We start from the raw sequence: 21285 nt of genomic DNA, 5'->3' as shown, positions 1-21285 counted from the left end.
CTGTTTTCGCCGTTTTTGTGAGTATTAACGCCTGCCTCGATCAGGCGCCGGAGACGCGTCCGATGCCGACCCCATAGGCTGGCAGGTGGATCGTCCTATCGTCCCATTCCCCGTTGACCACCTCGGGTGCACCGCTCACCGCGACTGCACTCAGGGGCGATTCCAGGCTAACCGCCGCCTCGGTCATGTTCAACGCCACCAGCAGTTGCTCGCCCAGGTGTTCGCGCAGGAAGAGGAGCGTGTTTTCCGGGCTCGGGTAGAACTGGATTCGGCCTTCCCGGAGTACCGGTTGCTGTCGGCGCCAGCCGAGAAAGTCCCGGTAGGCCTTAAGCACCGAGTCGTCGGTGTCTTCCTGACGTGAAACGGCGGCGCCGATATGAGCATCGTAGACGGGCAGCCACGGGCGTCCCTGGGAGAACCCGGCGTTGACCTCGCCGTGATGCCAGGCCATGGGGGTGCGACAGCCATCGCGTCCCTTGTATTCCGGCCAGAAATTGATGCCGTAGGGATCGACCAGATCTTCGTAGGCGAGTTCCGCCTCGCTCAGGCCCAGTTCCTCGCCCTGATAGATGCAGACGCTGCCCCGCAGGGTCAGCAGCAGCGCCATGATCTGTTTGACCTGTGCGGTCGAACGGGCCTGCCAGCGTGTCGCAACGCGGGCAACATCGTGGTTGCCGACGGCCCAGCAGGGCCAGCCGTCGGTCATGCTGGCTTCGATGGTCTCGACCGTCTTGCGGATGTGGGCGCTATCGTTCTGCTCTGTCAGCAGGTCGAAGGAATACGCCATGTGCAGCTTGTCACCGCCGCTGGTGTAGTCGGCCATGGTTTTCAAGGAGTTATCGTCGCCGATTTCGCCAACGGTGGTGGTGCCGGGATAACGTTCCAGCAATTGCCGGAAGCGCCGCAGGAACTCCAGGTTTTCCGGCTGTGTCTTGTCATATACATGTTGCTGATAGGCGTAAGGATTTTCCTTGCGCACCCCGATAGAGCCTTCGGCGATAGCCTTGCTCGCAGGATTATCGCGTAGCCGGGGATCGTGGTAACAGAAGTTGATGGCGTCCAGGCGGAAGCCGTCCACGCCCCGCGCCAACCAGAACTCGACATCGCTGAGGACCTGCTGGATTACATCCGGATTGTGGAAGTTGAGGTCCGGCTGGCTGGTCAGGAAGTTATGCAGGTAATACTGCTTGCGCCGGCTGTCCCAGGCCCAGGCGGAGCCACCGAAGACCGACAGCCAGTTGTTGGGCGGCGAGCCGTCCGGGCGGGGGTCGGCCCACACATACCAGTCGGCCTTGGGATTGTCCTGGCTGGCGCGGCTCTCAACGAACCAGGGATGCTGGTCCGACGTGTGACTCAGCACCTGGTCGATCATGATTTTCAGATTGCGCCGATGGGCTTCGCGGACCAGTTCGTCGAAATCTTCCAGCGTCCCGAAAATCGGATCGACACCGCGATAGTCTGCGACATCGTAGCCGAAATCCTTCATCGGAGACGTGAAGAAAGGGGACAGCCAAATGGCGTCGACATTGAGGCCCGCGATGTAATCCAGCTTTGCCGTCACGCCCGGTAGATCGCCGATGCCATCATTGTTCGCATCGAAAAAACTGCGTGGGTACACCTGATAGATGACCGCTCCACGCCACCACTCACGATCCTGTTGCATCATGTCTTGCTCTTTCTGCGGAGAGTTTCTGGAAACGACTGATGACGATGGTGCGTTGCGGTGAGAGGCAATTCATCCTCCCTGCAAGGTTTTTGTCGGCGTAGTCGAGGGGGAGGATGAGGGGCGTAGGGGGCGTACGACTTTTTGCGCGTCTCCTGCCCCCTTGGGCGGAAGTAGGGTGTGACTACTCCCCCTGGATCTTGCTGAGCAGGTCGCGAGCCAGGGCGATGGCCTCGGAGCGGTGGCTGATATTCTGCTTCTGGTAGAGGCTGCGGATATGTGTCTTGACCGTCGTGGAGGCGACCTTCAGGTGCTCGGCGATCTGGTCGTTGGATAGCCCCGCATGGATCAGGCTGAGGATCTGCCATTCGCGGCGGGTCAATGGCGACGTACGAATCAGCTCGGGAACGTCCGGCCGGTCGATGATGTCCTGGATGATGGCTTCGTCCAGCGTGATGCGCACGGCCCGGCTGAAGTCGCGCTGTTGCTGCACCAGTTGGATCAGGCGCTCGGCGCGCTGCTGTTCCATGCTCTCCAGCGAACGGTCGCTGGACAGCGCCTTGAGGATATTGATCAGCACCTTGCCCAGTCGCAGGAAGCTGCCGACGGCACCCGTCGTGCTGGCCAGGCGGAGGGCGGCGGCCATGTGGTCCAGTGCCCGCTCCCGGTCTTCCATCTGCCAATGGAGCAGGGCCAGGGAGATATGATTGCGGTTCTGGTCGGTGACCAGACCCAGGCGCTCGGCAGTGTCCTGGAGCCCGTCGAGGATCGGCTGCGCCTTGTCGTAGCGGCCCAGCGCGATATAGGCGCGGGCCCAGTTGCGGGCATTGCACTGATTGAAATGGTTGGTAGCCTGTTCGATATGGTACTCGGGCGCGGCGGTCAGCCAGCGTTGTATGGCCTCGTGGTCACGGACGGAGTCCCAGTAGGAGAGCATCGTCGCGTGCGCATTGGCGAGCCAGTCGAGGTGATATTCGCCCACAGCCAGCATCTTTTGCACTTTCTGAATGTAGTCGGCACAGAGCGCCTGCCGTCCACGAGCCTGGGCCACTTTCGCCAGCGAGATATAACTCTGGACATACCAACGCTCCCGTTGGGCTTCCAGGATCTCGATGCCATGCAGGGCGCAACGCTCCGCATTTTCCAGATGGTGCCACTCCCACATGATCTGGCTGCGGATGCGGAACAGGAATTCCAGGATCGGCAGGTTATTCAACTGGTGTTCGTCGGCATATTGGAAAGCCCGTTCCTGTACGTTGTAAGCCATTTGCAGCAGGCCCATCGCCACATGAATCTCGGATTGCTGACAGAGTGCCCAGATGACGCTTTGATGGGCGTCCTGACTGCGAGCCAGTTGTTCGGCCTCCTGCATACGGGACAGGGCGTCACGTAGCTGACCCTGTACAAACAGGGCTTCACCGATCACCGAGTGGGCGGCCACTTTTGAGGTGGGCAGGTAATGGGCTTCCTGGCCGATCGCTTCCGTCGCCAGCTGCATGGCTTGTTCCGGATGACCGAAATTCATGGCGACCTGGGCGCGTACGGCACTGAATTCGCAGCGCATACGGTGGAAGTCGGCTTCGCTCAGGTTGGCGCGCAGCTTGTCTTCGGCCGCTTTCAGCCAGCTTTCGACCTGATCGAAGCGGTATTGGCTCTGGGCCACCCAGGCGCGCAGCAGGGTCAGGAAAGGGCGGTCGGCGATAATGTCACGGTCGAGGTTATCCAGGCAGCGTTGCAGCAGGGCAAACTGCCCCTGGGTGAAGAACGCGCGGCCGCGCTCTGTCAGGATGCGTGTCAGGCGTTCGTTGTCACGGATGATCACCGCGTGGCGGGCGGCCTCCTCATAGTCATCCATTTCCAGCCAGGCGTCGCAGGCACGGCGATGCAGCGCCTTGACGTCCTCGGGCTGGGCACTCATCTGCAGATGGCGCAGGTAGGTAGCGAACAGGGGGTGATAGCGGTACCAGAGTCCGCTGCCATCGAGGGGAATCAGGAACAGGCCCAGCCCCAGCAGACGGGTCAGCAGCGCCTGGCCTTCGCCGCTTTCGGTGACCCGCATCACCAGAAAGGCGTTGAAGCGCTCCAGTATGCTGGTCTTCAGCAGAAAGGCACGTTGTTCGGCGTCGATGACCTGGCTCATCAATTCGTCGAAGTAATCGAAAATATGCTGGTTTCCCTGTTGCAACTGTTCGACGAAGTCGTTGAAATCAAGACTGGTCGACACGCTGCTGGCCACCAGTTGCAGCGCGGAAACCCAGCCCTCCACCCGTCGAACTGCGCGTTCTATGCTTTCCCGTGAGACTTCGAAGGGCAGTCGTTGTTCGAAGTACTGTTGCGCCTCGTCGGCGGTAAAGGCGAGTTCCCTGGACGTGATTTCCAGCATGCGGCCCTGCATGCGCATCTGGGCGACCCCGACCGGAGGCAGTGTCCGCGAGAGCAGCATCAGTGTCAGGTAGGGCGGTTGATGCCGCAGCAGAAAACGGATGCCGGCATGGATTTCCGGGTTGTCGATCAGGTGGTAATCGTCTAATACCAGATAGAGGGGATCTCCTTCGAGAGGGAGTTCCGAAAGCAGTGCCGTAAGAAAGTCCTGCAGGTCGGCGAAGCCGGACTGGGCGAGTGTGGCAAATGTCTGTGCGCAGGCGTCCTGCGTGTGATGGTTGAGGGTTTTGACGAGGTAGCTGGCGAACAACGAGGCATCGTTGTCCCGGGCGTCGAGGTGGAACCAGGCGGCGGTAGCGTCGAGGGCGGCCAGTCTTTCTGATGCGGTCGTCGTCTTGCCGTAACCGGCGGGCGCGTGAATCAGGATCAGGTTGACGGGGTCTGTGTCGTGCAACTGATCGTTGAATTTCTCGCGCGGTAACAAGGTGTTGGGCGTGGGAGGCGGAAGCATGCGCGCCTGGATGATAGCTTGTTCCCGGAAGCAGATCGATGGTTGCATAGTGGTTCGCGCTTTATGCTTTTATTGTAAAAACTACCAAAATAATACTAATATTTAATAGATTATTCGTCACATTTTGGTAATTTTCCTACCTCAGGATGACGAGTTACCCTCAATAGCCTCTGTCTTGGGGCTGGGATGCCGGTTTCCGGGAGTGTCATCCGTCCCCGATGAGGTGTCGGGCCTGCGATGTATCCCGACTATCTTCAACCGTGCAGTGAAAGATAGCCAGAATTTCGCCTGAACGCTTTCTTGGACCCGGATTTGTGACAAGGGCCCCTTTAGGAAGGGTTTTCTCCCCGGCTGAATCTGGACAGTTACGGCCGTAAGGCGTCCAAAAGACGCTGCGTGGCACGCAAGCCGTAGATATCGCCAAACGCTGATTCCGGCTTGCCAAATGCATCTACCCAATATGCTGGATAACAACAAGGAGCGCGTCCATATGCGTGATGATTCCGATCCGATCGAAACCCGGGAATGGCTTGAATCCCTGGAGTCCGTGCTCGAGAACGAAGGTGTCGAGCGGGCCACCTACCTGTTGGAGCGCCTGTCCGAGCGCGCGACCCGAGATGGCACGCCGCTGCCTTACGCCATTACGACGCCCTACCGCAATACGATCCCTGCGACCCAGGAAGCCCGTATGCCGGGCGACCTCTTCATGGAACGCCGTATTCGTTCGCTGGTGCGCTGGAACGCTCTTGCGATGGTGATGCGCGCCAATATGCGCGAAGGCGACCTGGGTGGTCATATCTCGTCATTTTCCTCCATCGCCACGCTGCTGGATGTCGGTTTTAACTACTTCTTCCATGCCGGCGACGAAAACCGCGAAGGCGACCTGATCTATTTCCAGGGCCATTCGGCACCAGGCCTCTACGCACGCTCCTTCCTCGAAGGGCGGATCAGCGAGGAGCAGCTCGACAACTTCCGCCGCGAGGTGGACGGCAACGGCCTGCCTTCTTATCCGCACCCCTGGCTGATGCCCGATTACTGGCAGTTCCCGACCGTATCGATGGGGTTGGGGCCGCTTCAGGCGATCTATCAGGCCCACGTAATGAAGTATCTGCACAGTCGTGAGCTGGGCGATATGGATGGGCGTAAAGTCTGGTGCTTTGTCGGCGACGGCGAAACCGACGAGCCGGAAACCCTGGGCGCTATCGGCCTGGCCGGTCGTGAGAAGCTGGATAACCTGATCTTTGTGGTCAACTGTAACCTTCAGCGTCTGGACGGGCCGGTACGCGGCAACGGTAAGATTATCCAGGAGCTGGAAGGTATCTTCCGTGGCGCCGGCTGGAACGTACTCAAGGTGGTCTGGGGCCGTCTCTGGGATCCGCTGTTCGAGAAGGATGCCAATGGCGCCATGCAGCGCGTCATGGACGAGGCCGTTGACGGTGAGATGCAGAACTTCAAGTCCAACGGTGGCGCCTACACCCGTAAGCATTTCTTCGGCAAGGATCCAGAGTTGCTGAAAATGGTAGAGAACATGTCGGATGACGACATCTACCAGCTCAACCGGGGCGGTCACGATCCCTATAAGGTCTACGCGGCCTATCACGCGGCGACCCATCACAAGGGGCAGCCGACGGTCATCCTGGCGCACACGATCAAAGGCTATGGTTTCGGCGATCAGGGCGAAGCGCAGAACGCGACGCATCAGCTGAAAAAGCTGGACGTCGAAACCCTGAAGCGTTTCCGCGACCGCTTTGCCGTGCCGCTGACCGACAAGGAACTGGAGTCGGTACCCTATTACCGCCCGGCGCCGGATTCGCCGGAAATGCTGTACATGCGCAAGCGTCGGGAAAGTCTGGGCGGGTTCCTGCCGAAGCGTCGTAAGCAGAGCCAGCCGATGGTCATCCCGGAACTGAGCGTCTTCGACAACCTGCTCAAGGGTTCCGGCGATCGCGAAATCTCCACCACCATGGCCTTCGTTCGTGGTCTCAATGCCCTGGTCAAGGACAAGCAGATCGGCAGCCGTATCGTGCCGATCGTGCCGGACGAGGCGCGTACCTTCGGTATGGAAGGGATGTTCCGCCAGTTGGGGATCTACACGTCCGAAGGGCAGAAGTACGTCCCCAACGACCGCAATCAGGTGATGTTCTACAAAGAGGACAAGAAAGGCCAGATCCTCGAAGAGGGCATCAACGAGGCTGGCGCCATGTCCGCCTGGATTGCCTGTGCGACGTCCTACAGCAACAACGATTACCCGCTGATTCCGTTCTACACCTATTACTCGATGTTTGGGTTCCAGCGTGTAGGCGACCTCTGTTGGGCGGCGGGCGACATGCAGGCTCGAGGCTTCCTGCTGGGCGGTACTTCCGGCCGGACCACGCTCAACGGCGAAGGCCTGCAGCATCAGGACGGCCATAGCCATATCCTGGCGGCGACCGTACCCAACTGTATTTCCTACGATCCGACCTACAGCTACGAAGTGGCAGTCATTATCCGCGACGGTCTGCGCCGGATGTATGGTGAGAACGAGAACGTCTACTACTACATTACCCTGCTTAACGAGAACTATGCCCATCCGCCAATGCCGGAAGGTGTCGAGGAGGGTATCGTCAAAGGGATGTACCTGCTGGAAGAGGCTAAGGGTGGCGGTAAGGCCCGTGTCCAGTTGCTGGGCTGCGGGAGTATCCTCAATGAAGTACGCGCAGCGGCTGAGCTGCTCAAGAAGGACTTCGACGTGGATGCCGACATCTGGAGCGTCACCAGCTTCAACGAACTGGCCCGCGATGGCCAGCATCAGCGCCGTTGGAACATGCTGCATCCCGAATCGCCGGCTCGCGACTGCCATATCACCAGCTGCCTGAAAGGGCGTGAGGGGCCGGTTATTGCGTCCACCGATTACATGAAGCTGTTTGCGGATCAGGTGCGCGCCTTTGTGCCCGCGGATTACACCGTGCTGGGTACCGACGGCTTCGGTCGCAGCGATACCCGTGAAAAGTTGCGGCACCACTTCGAGGTGGATCGTTACTACGTGACCGTCGCGGCCCTGGAGGCGCTGGCCCGTGCAGGAACGGTGCCGGCGACCCTGGCGACCGAGGCGATTCGCAAGTACAACATCGACCCCGACAAAACCAATCCGCTGTATAGCTAAGGAGGGTGCGAGTATGAGCGCAATCGAAATTACCGTACCCGATATCGGCGGCTCGACCGATGTCGAAGTGATTGAGCTGCTGGTGAAAGCCGGCGATCAGGTGGCTGTGGACGATCCAGTGATTGTCCTCGAGTCCGATAAGGCGACGATGGAGGTGCCTTGTCCGCAGGCCGGTCGTATCGTGGAAATGAAAGTGGCGGTCGGCGACAAGGTGTCCGAAGGTAGCCTGATGTTCCTGATGGAAGTCGAGGGCGATGGCGAGGCACCAGCGGCGAAGGCCGAGGCGCCCGCCGAGCCGGAAGCCCCCGTCGAAGCCCCGGTTGAGGCTGCCGCTGAACCGGCGACTCCTGCCGGTGGCAGCCGCACCGAAACCGTCACGGTGCCGGATATCGGTGGCTCTGAGGATGTTCCCGTTATCGAACTGAGTGTGGCCGAGGGTGATACCGTCGCTGTCGACGATCCGCTGCTGGTTCTGGAATCGGACAAGGCTTCCATGGAAATTCCGGCGCCCTTTGCCGGTAAGATCGGCAAGCTGCTGGTCAAGGTGGGGGATACCGTCAGTCAAGGCACGGCGATCCTCGAAATGACCGTGATGGATACGGCTGCTCCAGCCCAAGCCCCGGCCTCCAAACCGGCTTCTGCGCCGAGCCAGCCGGCGGCAAAACAGCCTGAACCGGCTCCCGCTCCCGCTCCCGCAACGGCTGCCGCTGAGCCGGCGCCGACGTCCGGTAAGGTGCATGCCGGCCCCGCCGTACGTAAACTGGCGCGTGAATTTGGTGTCGATCTGGCGCAGGTCAAGGGTTCTGGGCCGCGTAACCGAATCGTCAAGGAAGATGTGCAGCGGTTCGTCAAGGCGGGCATGCAGCGTTTGCAGTCCGGTGGTAGTGCGGTGTCCGGTGGTGCGGGTCTGCCGACCGTCAAACTGCCCGACTTCAGCCAGTTCGGCGCGATCGAACGGCAACCCATGACCAAGATCCATCAGGTAACCGCCGAGAACATGCAGCGCAACTGGTTGAATGTCCCCCACGTCACCCAGTTCGACGAGGCGGATATCACCGAAATGGAGAATTTCCGCAAGGATCAGAAGGCTGCCGGTGAGAAGCGGGGCGTCAAGCTGACACCGCTGGCGTTTATGCTGAAGGCCTGTGCCTATGCCCTGAAGACTTACCCCCAGTTCAATGTCTCGCTGGATATGGATCGCCGGGAAGTCGTTCAGAAGCATTACATCCACATCGGTGTTGCCGTCGACACCCCGAATGGCCTGATGGTGCCGGTTATTCGCGATGTGGACCAAAAGAGCCTTTGGGAAATCGCCGAAGAAATGGCGGATCTGGCCGCCAAGGCGCGGGACCGTAAGCTGAAGCCGGCAGAGATGCAGGGCGGCTGTTTCACGATCTCCAGTCTGGGTGGTATTGGTGGCACGGCGTTTACGCCGATCGTCAACACGCCGGAAGTGGCGATTCTTGGCGTCTCCAAGTCTCAGTTCAAGCCTGTCTATGACGGTAAAGGCGGTTTCGTACCGCGCCTGATGCTGCCGCTGTCGCTTTCCTACGACCACCGTGCGGTCAACGGCGCCGATGCTGCTCGCTTCACGGCGTTGCTGAGCGACCTGCTGGGCGATCTGCGTAAGCTGCTGCTCTAGATCCAGGGCTCGACACCAAAAAAAAGCCCCCGCTCGTACGAGTGGGGGCTTTTTTATGGTTTGCCGAAACGCCGATGTCACTACAACAACGATGGGCCGTAGCTCCACAGTAGGACCGTGGCACAGAGCAGGGCTTCCAGCACCAGCACGCCCACCGCCAGGGTGGAGCTGGAGAGGATAAAGCCTTCCTCTGTACTGATATTCAGGAAATTCGGAATGCCGACATACAACAGGTAGGTGGTATAGCAGAGCCCGATTACCCCTGCCAGCAGACAGAGCCAGACAAGCGGGTAGAGCGCGACGATGCCGCTAAGGAACATCGGGGTGGCAATATAGCCCGCAAAGACAATGCAGTCGCCCCGGGAAGGCCGGCTCGGAAAGCGTTGGGCCATCCGGTGGATGACCGACCCCATCAGGCCGACGGCGGCAATGATCATCAGATAGAACAAGACGCCCAGCATGAGGGCCATCCCTGTCGACAGCTTGACAGCGACGCCTTCGCCGAAGGTCCAGCCGAAATGAACGGTTCCGTAGAAGGTACAGATAACGGGGATGGCGGCAAGCAAAAGCACATGGTGCCCGTAAAGATGCGGGACACTCTCATGCTCGCGCTGGATTTGCTTCCATTCCTGATCGGGGTGAGACAGAAGCCCCCACAGATGGTTGATCATGTGACACCTCTTTTTCCGCCGGCGCCGCAATCAACGACCCCATCGCCGACCTCTCCACCGCATGAGGCTGGGATGCGGACTGCGGCCTTTTATTGTTGAGTAAAAACGTTGTTGGCCAAAATGCATCAAACTCCAGAGCTGATCATGAAAAGAACGGTTCTCACCTAACTCGATAGCAGGAAGCCTGGTGGGTGTCAACAGCCCGAGGCATGCGCCGGGAGGCAAAGCCAATGCGAGATCTGGCTAAAAAATCAGCGATTTCAGAGGATTGTTTGCATTAATGGGATGTATTGGGAATTTATGCAAAAAGCGGCTTGGCGTGCCCTCTGGCCGGTAAGGCGATGCTGCGGAAAAGGGGCGTTGGACGAAGGCGCGAAATCGAATGGGGGAAGCCGGGCAGGTGCCGGGCTTCCCGGATGTCATCAGTGTTCGTAGCGGGCGACCAGTTTGGCGACACTCAAGGCGTGCTGATGCACCATGAAACCCATCAGCGCCGGGCTGCTGTCGCTGCTGACAGGTAGCGTTTTCACGTCCAGCGCATACACCTTGAATTGGTAATGGTGCGGCTTATCGCCCGCGGGTGGACAGGGGCCGCCGTAGGCGCTGGTGCCGAAATCGGTGCGTAGCTGCACGGCGCCTGTCGGTAACATGGCGCTGTTCGCCTGTCCGGCATTGCGGGGCAGGTTATGCACCGTCGCCGGAATATTGGCAACAGCCCAGTGCCACCAGCCGCTGCCGGTCGGCGCATCCGGGTCATAGACCGTGATGGCGAAACTCTGGGTGCCTTTGGGCTCGCCCTGCCAGTGCAGTGCGGGTGATTGGTTGTCGCCATGGCAGCCAAAACCGTTGAAGACGTAAGTTTTGGCAATCGTCTTGCCCGCAGCAATGTCCGGGCTGCTGAGGCGGAACGGACGGGCGCTGGCGTTCAGTGACACGCTGACCAGGATCGAGGCCAGTAACAAAGGTTTGGCGAGCCGCATGGGAGATTCTCCTCCGTGGTTGAATTCCTCCCCAGCTTATCCGTCAGCGCTCGACGCCAGCGCGCCGCAAACTGCCATTCTTGCGCCGGAAACCGTCAACTTCATGGGTCTCACGCAGTTCGCTGGGAGACAGGCCGAAGTGCTGCCGGAAGCGTTCGGCAAAACGCGACGGTGACTGGTAGCCGACGCTGGCGGCGATATCCATGATGGTGCGGCGGGTTCCCTGCAGCAGTCCCAATCCGGTGAGCAGACGGGCCTGTTCCAGTAAATGACGGAAACTGATGCCCTCCCGCCCCAACTGGCGGTGTAGGGTGGATTCGCTCATATGCAGTTGCTCGGCGATGGTGCTCAGGCGCCATGGATAGGCGATGTCGGACTGTATCAATTGGAGGACCTGGCGTTTCACGGCGGGCGCCTCGCGCAGCAGGTTCCCGGCTACACCCTGTGCCGTCAGCCAGCCGATCAGTTCCCGCCGGCGATGTTGCTGTATGCCTTCGGGAATTGTGCATTGGCCCGCCAGTGAGACCCACTGGCTATAACTGAGCGCGAAGCCTTCTGGCGGCGCCAGACTCCAACAGGCGCGCTGTATGTCCGGTCGCTGCGTGAGCAGCCAGGATTGATCCTCTGTCGTCAGGGACAGGCACAGGGCCAGATAGTCGCCTTGCTCATCCGGTTCGTTGGTGATGTGAACCCCGGTTTCAACGGGCAGGATGATGAGCTCACCGGCGCGGGCGCTGTACCAACTGTCGTCCACGCAATAGCGCTTGCTGCCGGCCAGAACCCAGATCAGGGTGGGCGCTTGAATCGGAACGGCTCGCAGCTGTTGTGTGTCGAACCCGTAAAACAGTCCGACCCCCTCGGGGAGCCTGGGGATGGATTCATGGCGCAAGGCCTCTAGCAGGCGTTCCGTCAGCTGCGATGTCGAGGAGGGTGGGAGCGTCGATTCCTGACCCATAAGGCACCCGGCATATCGTTGTAGGTGTGGTTATCGTACCGAATCTAGGGCCATGCTGTCCTGGCGACGGTGTTGTCGTGTCAGCGTTCTTGCCGGATCTGATACGGCGAGCGCAGGGGGCGCTCGTCGCAATTGTTTCCGGGGCCGGCGCGGTCGACGACGAGAAAGTCGGCGATGCTTTCCAGGGGCAACAAGGGATGGTGCCAGACGCCGGCATGGTAGTTGACGCCCTGATCGCCCCGAGCGAGAAAGGCGCGCAGGCCGCTGGTTTCGGGGTCTTCGCCCGGGGCGGCCACGACGACCAGATAGGGGCGGTTGGCCAGCGGCATAAAGGCCTGGCTGCCTCTAGGGTGACGTTCCAGCATCTCGATACGTAACGGCAGGGAGACCGGTTCGCAGCGAAAGATCGACAGGATGGGCCTCGCACCGGGGCCGTCGAACTGGATGTCGGCCAGGTCATGATAACGCTCGGTCCGTCCGCCGTTGATCGGGAAGTGGCGAGCGCCCCGGGTCTCGATCACGTCGCCGAATGGCTTGAAGGCGTCAGCGGTCAGCGGTTCCAGTGGCAATAAATCCATATCGCTCATCGGCTGATTCGCCCGCGCAGTCTGAGCCGGCTGACTCCACCATCGGGCATGATATTGAAACGGATATGGCTGATCGTCCCCAGAGCTTCTATGTCGCGGAAGCTGTGGACCCTGTCGGCGCCGAGGGGCTGTTCCGGTAGCAGGGTTTTCCAGAACATGCTTTGGGTGATCAGGGCCTTATCCGTGCTGTCCTGCACCAGGGCGGCTTGTATGCTGCAACGGGCAGGGAAATTTCCTTTGAAATGCGCGGTGTCGACAATTATCTCGCTGATGATTCCCGGATGTCCCAGTTGCAGTATGCACCAGTCGTTTCCGGGCTCGCGGCGGCGGCGGGTTTCCCAGCCGTCGCCCATGTTGATGCCGCGACCGGGGCGCAGCAGGCGCATCGGCTCGCCGTAATGGGCGTCGCTCCAGGCGACCTGACGACCGCCGTTTTCGAGCGCCAATAGGTCGCATTCCTCGTCTGCGGAACGCGACTGCCATTCACAATAGGGGCTGCCATAGACGCGCAGGCGAGCGATGCCGCCGTCGGGAAACAGGTTCAGGCGCAAATGCGTCCAGGGCCCCCGCGCACTCACCGCCTGGAAATGGTGCCGGTCGCCGGATAGGTCGATGGGCTCAAACAAGATGTGCCAGTGCGTATCGGCGCCGGGGTCTCCGGCTGGCGAGAAACAGGCCTCCAGTGATGCGGCCGGTGGGAAGTTGCCGGTAAAGAACGATGTGTCGATGTCGACGCCGTCGATAATACCGGCATAAGCCAGCCGAATGATGCACCAGTCGTGGCCGGTATCCCGTCTGCGCCGGGTTTCCCAGCCATCCATCCACTTGCCGTTGTCGTCATACAGGTCCGCTACGAAGACCGGGGGGGCCGGATCGATCATGCGCGGTCCGGGTGCAAAGAATTCGTCGCTGACGGCTACGATGACGGCGCCCAGTGAACTGTCGGCGAGATTGAGGGTGTTTCGCGCAAACCCTGGCAGTTCCGCCGGGGCGGCAACAATACGCTGATTCATGCAGTGTCTCCGGCGATGAAAGGGTGATGCTCGTGCCAATGGCGTGCGATGTCGAGCCGGCGGCAGATCCAGACCCGGTCATGGTGTTCGATATGATCGAGAAAACGCTGTAGTGCCCGAAAACGCCCTGGGTGACCGATGGCACGACAGTGCAGTCCGACGGACAGCATTTTGGGCGTTTCCTCGCCTTCGGCATAGAGAACGTCGAAGGCGTCGCGCAGATACTGGAAAAACTGTTCGCCGCTGTTGAAGCCCTGTGGCGTCAGGAAACGCATGTCATTGACGTCCAGGGTGTAGGGTACGATCAGGTGCGGTTTACGTGTGCCGTCCTCGCATGTGACCTGGGTCCACAGGGGGAGGTCGTCCCCGTAGTAATCGCTGTCGTAGAGGAAACCGCCTTGCTCGACGAGCAGGCGTCGAGTGTTCGGACTGTCGCGTCCGGTATACCAGCCGAGCGGACGTTCGCCGGTGAGGGTGCGAAACAGGTCGATGGCTTCTCGCAGGTGGGCGCGTTCGAGTTCGACGGGCATTTCCTGGTAATGGATCCAGCGCAGACCGTGACAGGCGATCTCGTCGCCTCTGTCCAGGAATGCCGCCGCCACGTCGGGGTTGCGGGCCAGGGCCATGGCGACACCGAAGACGGTCAGCGGCAGGCGGCGCTTGTCGAACTCGCGCAATACGCGCCACACACCTGCCCGTGAACCGTATTCGTACAGCGATTCCATGCTCATGTGGCGATCGGGATAGGCCGTAGCGCCGATGATCTCGGACAGAAAGGTCTCCGAATGGCTGTCGCCGTGCAGCACGCAGTTCTCGCCACCTTCCTCATAATTGAGGACGAACTGAACGGCAAGGCGGGCATTGCCGGGCCATCGAGCCTGCGGCGGATGAGCGCCGTAACCGCGCAGATCGCGAGGATAATTACTGTTGTCGAAGAGGATGGTCATAGGCGGCGGCCCCTGCGTTTTAGTCATTTGCGCTGGAAGATGGTGTGGAAGTCGGGTGTGCCGGGGGCGCCGAGGTCGAACTCCAGGCTTTCCAGGATCTGACTCAAGTGTCGGTGCATCCAGGCGCTGGCACCTTTGTCATCACCAAGACGTAGCAACCCGATGAGCTCCCCATGACCGCCGCACTCGTAGCCGACACTGTTGCGGCTTCCATAGACGGCAATGATCAGCGATGAGCGGGTGGTCAATTGGGCAACCTGCTCAGTAATGACCTCGTTGCCGGCAATGGCCAGCAACTGCACGTGGAAACGGGCCGAGAGGCTGATCGCGTCGCTCTGGCGGCCAGTCTGTTGTGCCAGCCGTTCTTCGTCGACGACCTGTTGGAGTTGATCGAGCTGGGTGTCAGTCACCCTACGGCAGACATCCGCCATCATGGCCGGCTCTATCAGAATGCGTGCGGCGAAGACATCCTGGGCCTCCTTGGCGGAGGGCTGAGCCACCTGCGCCCCCCGGTTGGGGCGGATCAATACCAGTTTTTCCAGCGCCAGCCGCTGCAGCACCTTACGGATAACGGTACGGCTGACACCGAACACGTCGGACAGGGAATCTTCCGGCAGGCGTGCCCCTGGCGCCAGTCGATGCTCAACCACGGCCTCCAGAATATCCCTGTAGATCTGTTCGTCGCGAGAGAGTCCCCGAGGGACCTCCGCACGGGACAGCATGTGTTGGGTGTTGGAACGGTTCGACATGGCGTTGGCAATTCCTGGCAGTACCTGGCGTTGGGGCCTTATAGCTGTGGTTTCGGCGGCTTATTCGACGTTTGCCTTCTGCGATCCTGGCGGTATTTTCCCTGAGTGTCAGGCACCTTGTTTTTAGAAATGTATACAGAAAGCTGGCGATCAGTCCATTGATTTATCGACCGTTGACGCATGATGGACGATTGGGGCCGGATCCATTGTCTTGCCTGCACCAGCACGTTGCGTGGTTCTCAGGATGCGCACCGTTGTGGGCCACTCTCCGAGGGGTGACGGACATGCGGCAGCGGAATAATGTAGGGTTCTTTTGGCGAGCGTCTGTTTCTTTATTTTGCATACAATCTGGCTATGTTATGTATGCAGGGGCGTTTCCCGTCTGCCTGGAGAGAGGGTTGCGGGCCATTGCGGCGGCAAAATGCCATCCAGTATCAGGAACTGCGCTCGTCGGGCACAACATTTGCTGAATTCAGGCCGTTAAGCGGCATTTCGCGACCTTCCGTTGGCTGTTGGGAGGTGTAGAGTATCTCTATGGTTTCAACGGACGGGTTGGGCGCATCATGAGGGAATCATGCTGGAATTCTATCTGAACGGTACCCCCATCCGCATGGATGACGTAGAGCCCGATCTCACGGTGCTGGAGCTTTTGCGTGAACGCCAGCATCTGTGCGGGACCAAGGAAGGCTGTGCTTCGGGTGACTGCGGGGCCTGTACCGTTGTGGTTGGCGAAGTCGACGGCGGCTCCCTGAAGTATCGCGCCATCAATAGCTGTATTGCTTTTGCCGGCTCACTGCAGGGGCGCCATCTGGTCACGGTGGAGGGACTGGCCGACGGCGAAACGCTACATCCGGTACAGCAGGCTTTGGTGGATGGGCATGGCTCCCAGTGCGGATTTTGCACGCAGGGTATCGTCATGTCGCTGTTCTGCTGGCAGTTGAATGGTACGGATCGCCTTTCCGCGCAGGAAGCTCTGGCGGGAAACCTCTGTCGCTGCACCGGCTATCGCCCGATCCTGGATGCGGCAACGATGTTGGCCCGGCAGGCTCCTGCATTGCCCGCCTGGTCAGGTAGCCCCGATATGATGGCTTGTCTGGCGGCAATGCCAAACGATGTGATACCGGCCGAAACCTCCGGTTATCGGCGGCCGGAGGACCTCACCTCGTTGCGGGCGGCGATGAAGGATTGGCCAGACGCCCATGTGGTGGCCGGTGCAACGGATCTGGGGCTGGAGAGAACCCAGGCGCTGAAGCGTTTGCCGAAGCTGATCGATCTCTCCCGTGTCGCCGAGTTGGCGGCCATCGAGGAAGGCGACGGCTATCTCGAGGTTGGCGCGGCCGTGGTTTATTCCCGCCTTCAACCCTACCTGAAGACCCATTTCCCCGTGTTTGCCGCGCTCTTGAGCCGGCTGGGCTCCGAACAGATCCGGCAACGCGGTACGCTTGGCGGTAATCTGGGAACGGCATCGCCCATTGGTGACACGCTACCGGTTCTGTTGGCCTTGGACGCCCAGCTGTGCCTGCTGGGGCCGGATGCCGAACGTGGGATGCCGGTATCGGACTTTTTCCTGGGTTACCGCAAAACCGCGCTTCAGGCCGGGGAGATTGTTGCTCGCATCCGGTTGCCATTCCTGGCACCCCAGCGGGTCTGCAAGGTGTACAAGGTGTCCAAGCGTTGGGAGGACGATATCTCGGCGGTGTTGGGCGCCTTCAGTTTCTCGTTCGAGGCCGGGTGTTTTCGTGACGTGCGCCTCGCCTTTGGCGGTATGGCGGCGACACCGGTTTTGGCACCGGCCGTTGCCGCTGAGCTGGAAGGCCGTAGCCAGGATGCAATCGACTGGTCCCGTGTCGAGGCCTCGCTGGCGGCCAGCTTTCAGCCGATGTCCGATGTCCGGGCGAGTGCGGGCTACCGGTTGAAGGTCGCCGCGAATCTGTTGCGCCGGGCGGTGGTGGAAACGGTGCAGCCGGATACAGCCACAAGGATATTCGATCATGCGTAAGCTCGTGGATCTCCCTGCGGGCGCGGTGCAGGCGCCGGTGGCCCCGGTTCTGGGGAATGACCGTCGCCACGACAGCGCCCATAAGCATGTTGCCGGGAGTGCCCTGTATATCGACGACATTCCCGAAACGGCCGGTATGCTGCATGTGGCCTGCGGGAAAAGCACTCAGGCGCATGCGCACATTCTCTCGATGGACCTCGATGCCGTCCGAGCCCACCCGGGTGTGGTTGATATCATTTGCGCTACCGATGTGCCCGGTCAGTTGGATATCGGTCCGGTATTTCCAGGTGACCCTATGCTGGCGAATGGTGTCGTCGAGTTCGTCGGTCAGCCGATCTTCGCCGTGGCGGCCACCAGCCTGCGTGCGGCAAGGGAAGCCGTCCGGTTGGCCCGGATCGACTACGAACCACTGCCGGCTGTGCTCGACATAGAGGCAGCCATGGCGGCGGACAGTTTTGTTCGTCCGCTGCACCGTCAGGTGCGGGGTGATGTGGCGGCTGCACTGGCGGAAGCACCGCACCGCCTATCCGGCGAGCAACGTGTCGGTGGTCAGGAGCATTTCTACCTGGAAGGACAGGCCTGTATCGCAACGCCATCGGAAGACGGCGGCGTCTTCGTGCGGACATCCAGTCAGCATCCCACAGAAGTACAGAAACTGGTCGCGGAAGTGCTGGGTGTGCCGATTACCGAAGTGCAGGTTGAGGTGCGTCGCATGGGCGGAGCCTTCGGCGGCAAGGAAACCCAGGCTGCGCCGCTGGCCTGCATTGCAGCGGTCCTGGCCCGCCGCACCGGCAAGTCGGTGAAGTACCGCATGCCGCGGGCTGACGATATGGTGATGACGGGCAAGCGCCATGATTTCCACAACCGCTACGAAGTCGGTTTTGATGACGACGGCCGGCTGTGGGGGGCCGATATCGAACTCTGTGGTCGTTGCGGCTATTCGCCTGACCTGTCGGATGCCGTGGTCGACCGCGCGATGTTTCATGCCGACAATGCCTACTTCCTCGATCAGGCGCGGGTTGTCGGTCACCGCTGCAAGACCCATACGGTTTCCAATACGGCGTTCCGCGGATTTGGCGGGCCTCAGGGCATGATGATTATCGAGCAGGCGATGGATGATATTGCCCGCTATCTCGGTAAGGACCCGCTGGACGTGCGCAAGGGCAATCTCTACCGTCCCGGCCAGGATGTGACCCACTATGGGCAGAAGATCGAGCAGCATGTGTTGCCGGCCTTGATCGACCAGTTGGAGGTGAGTGCTGACTATCGCCAGCGCCGGGAGTCGGTTCGTGCCTTCAATGCGGCCAATCCGATTCTCAAGAAAGGGTTGTCGCTGACGCCGGTGAAGTTCGGCATCTCCTATACCGTCAAGCACCTGAACCAGGCGGGAGCCCTGGTGCATATCTATACCGACGGCAGCATCCACCTGAATCATGGCGGAACCGAGATGGGCCAGGGACTGTTCGTGAAGGTCTCCCAGGTCGTCGCGGATGTGTTCCAGATCGATCCGCGCTGGATACGGGTGTCTGCCACCCGCACCGACAAGGTCCCCAATACCTCGCCCACCGCCGCATCGGCCGGATCCGACCTCAACGGTATGGCGGCATTCAATGCCTGCATGACGCTGCGTCAGCGGCTGGTCGATTTTGCCTGTGAGACCTATGGGCTCGAGCCGTCGCAGGTCGTGTTCAGCAAGGGGCGTGTCCTCCTGGGTGAAAGAGAGGTGGATTGGGCGGAACTGATTCAGGAGGCCTATCGGGGGCGCGTGTCGCTGTCGGCCACCGGTCATTACGCGACGCCGCGTATCCACTACGACCGAACCACGGGGACCGGGCACCCATTCTTTTACTTCGCCCACGGTGCGGCCTGTAGCGAGGTACTGGTGGACACGCTGACCGGGGAATACCGGGTGCTGCGCGTCGACATCCTGCATGACGTCGGCCGCTCGTTGAATCCGGCGATCGATATTGGTCAGATAGAAGGTGGTTTCATTCAGGGAATGGGCTGGCTGACGACGGAAGAGCTGGTCTGGGATGCCGACGGCCGTCTCCTGTCGAACAGTCCCGCAAACTACAAGATTCCCTCGGTGGGGGATACGCCACCGGACTTTCGCGTGGCGTTGCTGGCGGAGCACCCCAATCACGAGACAACGATCTACCGCTCCAAGGCAGTGGGCGAGCCGCCCTTCATGCTGGCAATCTCGGTCTGGTCGGCCCTGCGCGATGCAGTGGCCAGCCTGACCGGCTATCGCTATTGCCCGCCGCTCGATACCCCGGCAACGCCGGAACGGGTTCTTTGGGCGGTGGAAGCGGCGCAACAGTCGCAAAAGGAGGCAATCGATGCAGACTTGCCGGTGGTATGACGCCGTAGCCGGTTGCGAGCAGCGGGGCGAAGCCTATGTGCTGGTGACGGTCCTGGGCGTGGCGGGTTCGGTACCACGGGAGCCGGCCAGCAAGATGGTCGTGACGGCCGGGGAGACCTACGACACGATCGGCGGGGGGCACCTGGAATTCAGGGTGATCGAGGCAGCCAGGGAGAGACTGGCGACAGGGGATTATGGGTATGCCATGCAGCACTTCCCCTTGGGTGCGAGTCTGGGGCAGTGTTGCGGGGGCAGCGTTTCGGTGCTGATGGAGCCTCAGCCGGCGTCGACCTTCAGGGTGACGGTTTTTGGTGCGGGGCATGTGGCGCGGGCTCTGGTGGCGATCTTGGGGCAGTTGGACTGCCGGGTCCTCTGGCTGGACAGCCGCGCCGACCTGTTCCCCGAGAATGTACCGGGTAATGTCGAGTGCCGCGTGACGGACGACCCGGTGGGAGACATTCCCCGGCTGCCTGCTGCCGCCCATCAGGTGATTCTGACCCACAATCACCAGTTGGATTTTGAACTCTGCATGGCCTTGTTGCGTGACGACCGGGCTGCCTCTATTGGCTTGATCGGTTCCACGACCAAGGCGGCCCGGTTTCGGCAGCGTTTGGCCCATCGCGGTTTTGACGACGACGCGATTGGGCGTGTGCGTTGTCCGGTGGGGTTGTCCGGGGTACCGGGGAAGCTGCCGATGGCGATTGCCGTGTCCATTGCCGGTGAGTTACTGGCGCTGGCGGCGGACGCTGGCGGCACGATGACACGTCCGCGAAAGCGGGGGCTGTCCTGGCCGGATATGCGGCAGCTCATGACGCAAGCCATGCCTGATACAAATAAGGATTCCTGATGGCGCTGGCCGATCTCAATCACCTATCTGCCTCTGCGGCTTACGCGAAGTTTTTGCAGTGTTGCGGCTCCCGTCAATGGGCGACGGGCATGGCCGAAGGCCTGCCCTACGGTGACGCGGGGGAGCTGCTGCAAAGAGCCCGGGAGCTTTGGGACAGCCTGTCTGCGGACGACTGGCTTGAGGCATTTGCCGCCCACCCCCGTATCGGCGATCTGGACAGCCTGCCCCGCAAGCATGCGGATACCGCGGCACTGGCGTCGGCGGAGCAGGCCGGTGCCGGTGCTGCAGACAATGCGACCCAGATTGCTCTGCGCGAAGGTAATGCCGACTACGAGCGCCGTTTCGGTTACCGTTACATCGTTTGCGCGACCGGCAAGTCTGCGGCGCAGATGCTGGACATCCTGCGCCAACGACTGACGCACTCTCCTGAAGAGGAAATCCGGATAGCGGCCGTCGAACAGGCCGCCATTACCCGGTTGAGACTGGAGAAACTGTTATGAAAACCGGGATTACCACCCACGTACTGGACTTGGGCGAAGGGCGCCCCGCCTCGGGGTTGGCGGTCACTTTATCGCAACAGACGGCCTCCGGCTGGGAGGCTCTGGGTGACGGCCGGACGGACGCTGACGGGCGCGTCGGCCTCTGGCGTGACCTCAACCTGTGTGTCGCCACCTATCGCCTGAGTTTTGCAACCGGGGACTGGTTTGCCGGGCAGTCGCGAGACTGTTTCTATCCCATGGTCGACATCGTGTTTTCCGTCGACGACGCGACAACCCATTATCATGTGCCCCTGCTGTTGAATCGCTGGGGCTACAGCACCTACCGGGGAAGCTGA

16 protein-coding genes are annotated in these 21285 nt (G+C 60.7%); 7 read left to right on the top strand and 9 right to left on the bottom strand.

What is annotated here, in order from left to right:
* Positions 1–40: 40 nt before the first annotated feature.
* On the bottom strand, positions 41–1666 hold the full coding sequence (locus CLR77_RS17450; protein WP_097461994.1) for an alpha-glucosidase: 1626 nt from the start codon (positions 1664–1666) through the stop codon (positions 41–43).
* 181 nt (positions 1667–1847) lie between these two features.
* Positions 1848–4604, bottom strand: coding sequence for an HTH-type transcriptional regulator MalT (malT, locus tag CLR77_RS17445; protein ID WP_097461993.1), 2757 nt, complete (start codon positions 4602–4604; stop codon positions 1848–1850).
* A 442-nt stretch (positions 4605–5046) separates the two neighbouring features.
* On the opposite strand from malT, the gene aceE reads away from it, so the two are divergent.
* Complete coding sequence (aceE, locus tag CLR77_RS17440) at positions 5047–7698, top strand: pyruvate dehydrogenase (acetyl-transferring), homodimeric type (RefSeq protein ID WP_097461992.1); 2652 nt, start codon at positions 5047–5049, stop codon at positions 7696–7698.
* A 13-nt stretch (positions 7699–7711) separates the two neighbouring features.
* A complete protein-coding gene (gene aceF, locus CLR77_RS17435) occupies positions 7712–9340 on the top strand; it encodes a dihydrolipoyllysine-residue acetyltransferase (RefSeq protein ID WP_097461991.1) in 1629 nt (542 codons plus the stop codon).
* 80 nt (positions 9341–9420) lie between these two features.
* Here the strand turns inward: aceF and CLR77_RS17430 are convergent, their stop codons facing one another.
* The 7 genes from CLR77_RS17430 to CLR77_RS17400 all read right to left on the bottom strand — a co-directional run bounded on the left by CLR77_RS17430 (position 9421) and on the right by CLR77_RS17400 (position 15215).
* Positions 9421–10011, bottom strand: a complete 591-nt coding sequence (locus tag CLR77_RS17430) for a Yip1 family protein (protein WP_097461990.1) — start codon at positions 10009–10011, stop codon at positions 9421–9423.
* A 422-nt stretch (positions 10012–10433) separates the two neighbouring features.
* Entirely contained in the window at positions 10434–10991 is a 558-nt protein-coding gene (locus CLR77_RS17425; protein ID WP_097461989.1) for a YbhB/YbcL family Raf kinase inhibitor-like protein, read from the bottom strand.
* A gap of 43 nt (positions 10992–11034) precedes the next feature.
* On the bottom strand, positions 11035–11946 hold the full coding sequence (locus tag CLR77_RS17420; RefSeq protein ID WP_097461988.1) for an AraC family transcriptional regulator: 912 nt from the start codon (positions 11944–11946) through the stop codon (positions 11035–11037).
* An 80-nt stretch (positions 11947–12026) separates the two neighbouring features.
* Complete coding sequence (locus CLR77_RS17415) at positions 12027–12524, bottom strand: ureidoglycolate lyase (RefSeq protein WP_097462231.1); 498 nt, start codon at positions 12522–12524, stop codon at positions 12027–12029.
* 5 nt (positions 12525–12529) lie between these two features.
* Entirely contained in the window at positions 12530–13546 is a 1017-nt protein-coding gene (alc, locus tag CLR77_RS17410; protein ID WP_097461987.1) for an allantoicase, read from the bottom strand.
* Complete coding sequence (gene puuE / locus CLR77_RS17405) at positions 13543–14493, bottom strand: allantoinase PuuE (protein ID WP_097461986.1); 951 nt, start codon at positions 14491–14493, stop codon at positions 13543–13545. Before puuE ends, alc begins: the two co-directional genes overlap by 4 nt.
* 23 nt (positions 14494–14516) lie before the next feature.
* A complete protein-coding gene (locus CLR77_RS17400; protein ID WP_097462230.1) occupies positions 14517–15215 on the bottom strand; it encodes a GntR family transcriptional regulator in 699 nt (232 codons plus the stop codon).
* Between the two features lie 601 nt (positions 15216–15816).
* Between CLR77_RS17400 and xdhA the strand changes: the two genes are divergently transcribed.
* The 5 genes from xdhA to uraH are packed head-to-tail and all read left to right on the top strand — an operon-like array spanning position 15817 to position 21285.
* A complete protein-coding gene (xdhA, locus tag CLR77_RS17395; RefSeq protein ID WP_097461985.1) occupies positions 15817–17241 on the top strand; it encodes a xanthine dehydrogenase small subunit in 1425 nt (474 codons plus the stop codon).
* On the top strand, positions 17234–19603 hold the full coding sequence (gene xdhB / locus CLR77_RS17390) for a xanthine dehydrogenase molybdopterin binding subunit (RefSeq protein WP_097461984.1): 2370 nt from the start codon (positions 17234–17236) through the stop codon (positions 19601–19603). Before xdhA ends, xdhB begins: the two co-directional genes overlap by 8 nt.
* Positions 19581–20450, top strand: coding sequence for a xanthine dehydrogenase accessory protein XdhC (xdhC, locus tag CLR77_RS17385; RefSeq protein ID WP_097461983.1), 870 nt, complete (start codon positions 19581–19583; stop codon positions 20448–20450). Before xdhB ends, xdhC begins: the two co-directional genes overlap by 23 nt.
* On the top strand, positions 20450–20950 hold the full coding sequence (uraD, locus tag CLR77_RS17380; protein WP_097461982.1) for a 2-oxo-4-hydroxy-4-carboxy-5-ureidoimidazoline decarboxylase: 501 nt from the start codon (positions 20450–20452) through the stop codon (positions 20948–20950). Before xdhC ends, uraD begins: the two co-directional genes overlap by 1 nt.
* Complete coding sequence (gene uraH, locus CLR77_RS17375) at positions 20947–21285, top strand: hydroxyisourate hydrolase (protein ID WP_097461981.1); 339 nt, start codon at positions 20947–20949, stop codon at positions 21283–21285. The genes uraD and uraH overlap by 4 nt, the downstream gene beginning before the upstream one ends.

The sequence above is a fragment of the Mangrovitalea sediminis genome (assembly GCF_002514725.1).
Classification (GTDB): domain Bacteria; phylum Pseudomonadota; class Gammaproteobacteria; order Pseudomonadales; family Oleiphilaceae; genus Mangrovitalea; species Mangrovitalea sediminis.
The sequence above is the reverse complement of the archived record's forward strand: the minus strand, read 5'-3'. Positions and strand labels throughout refer to the sequence as shown.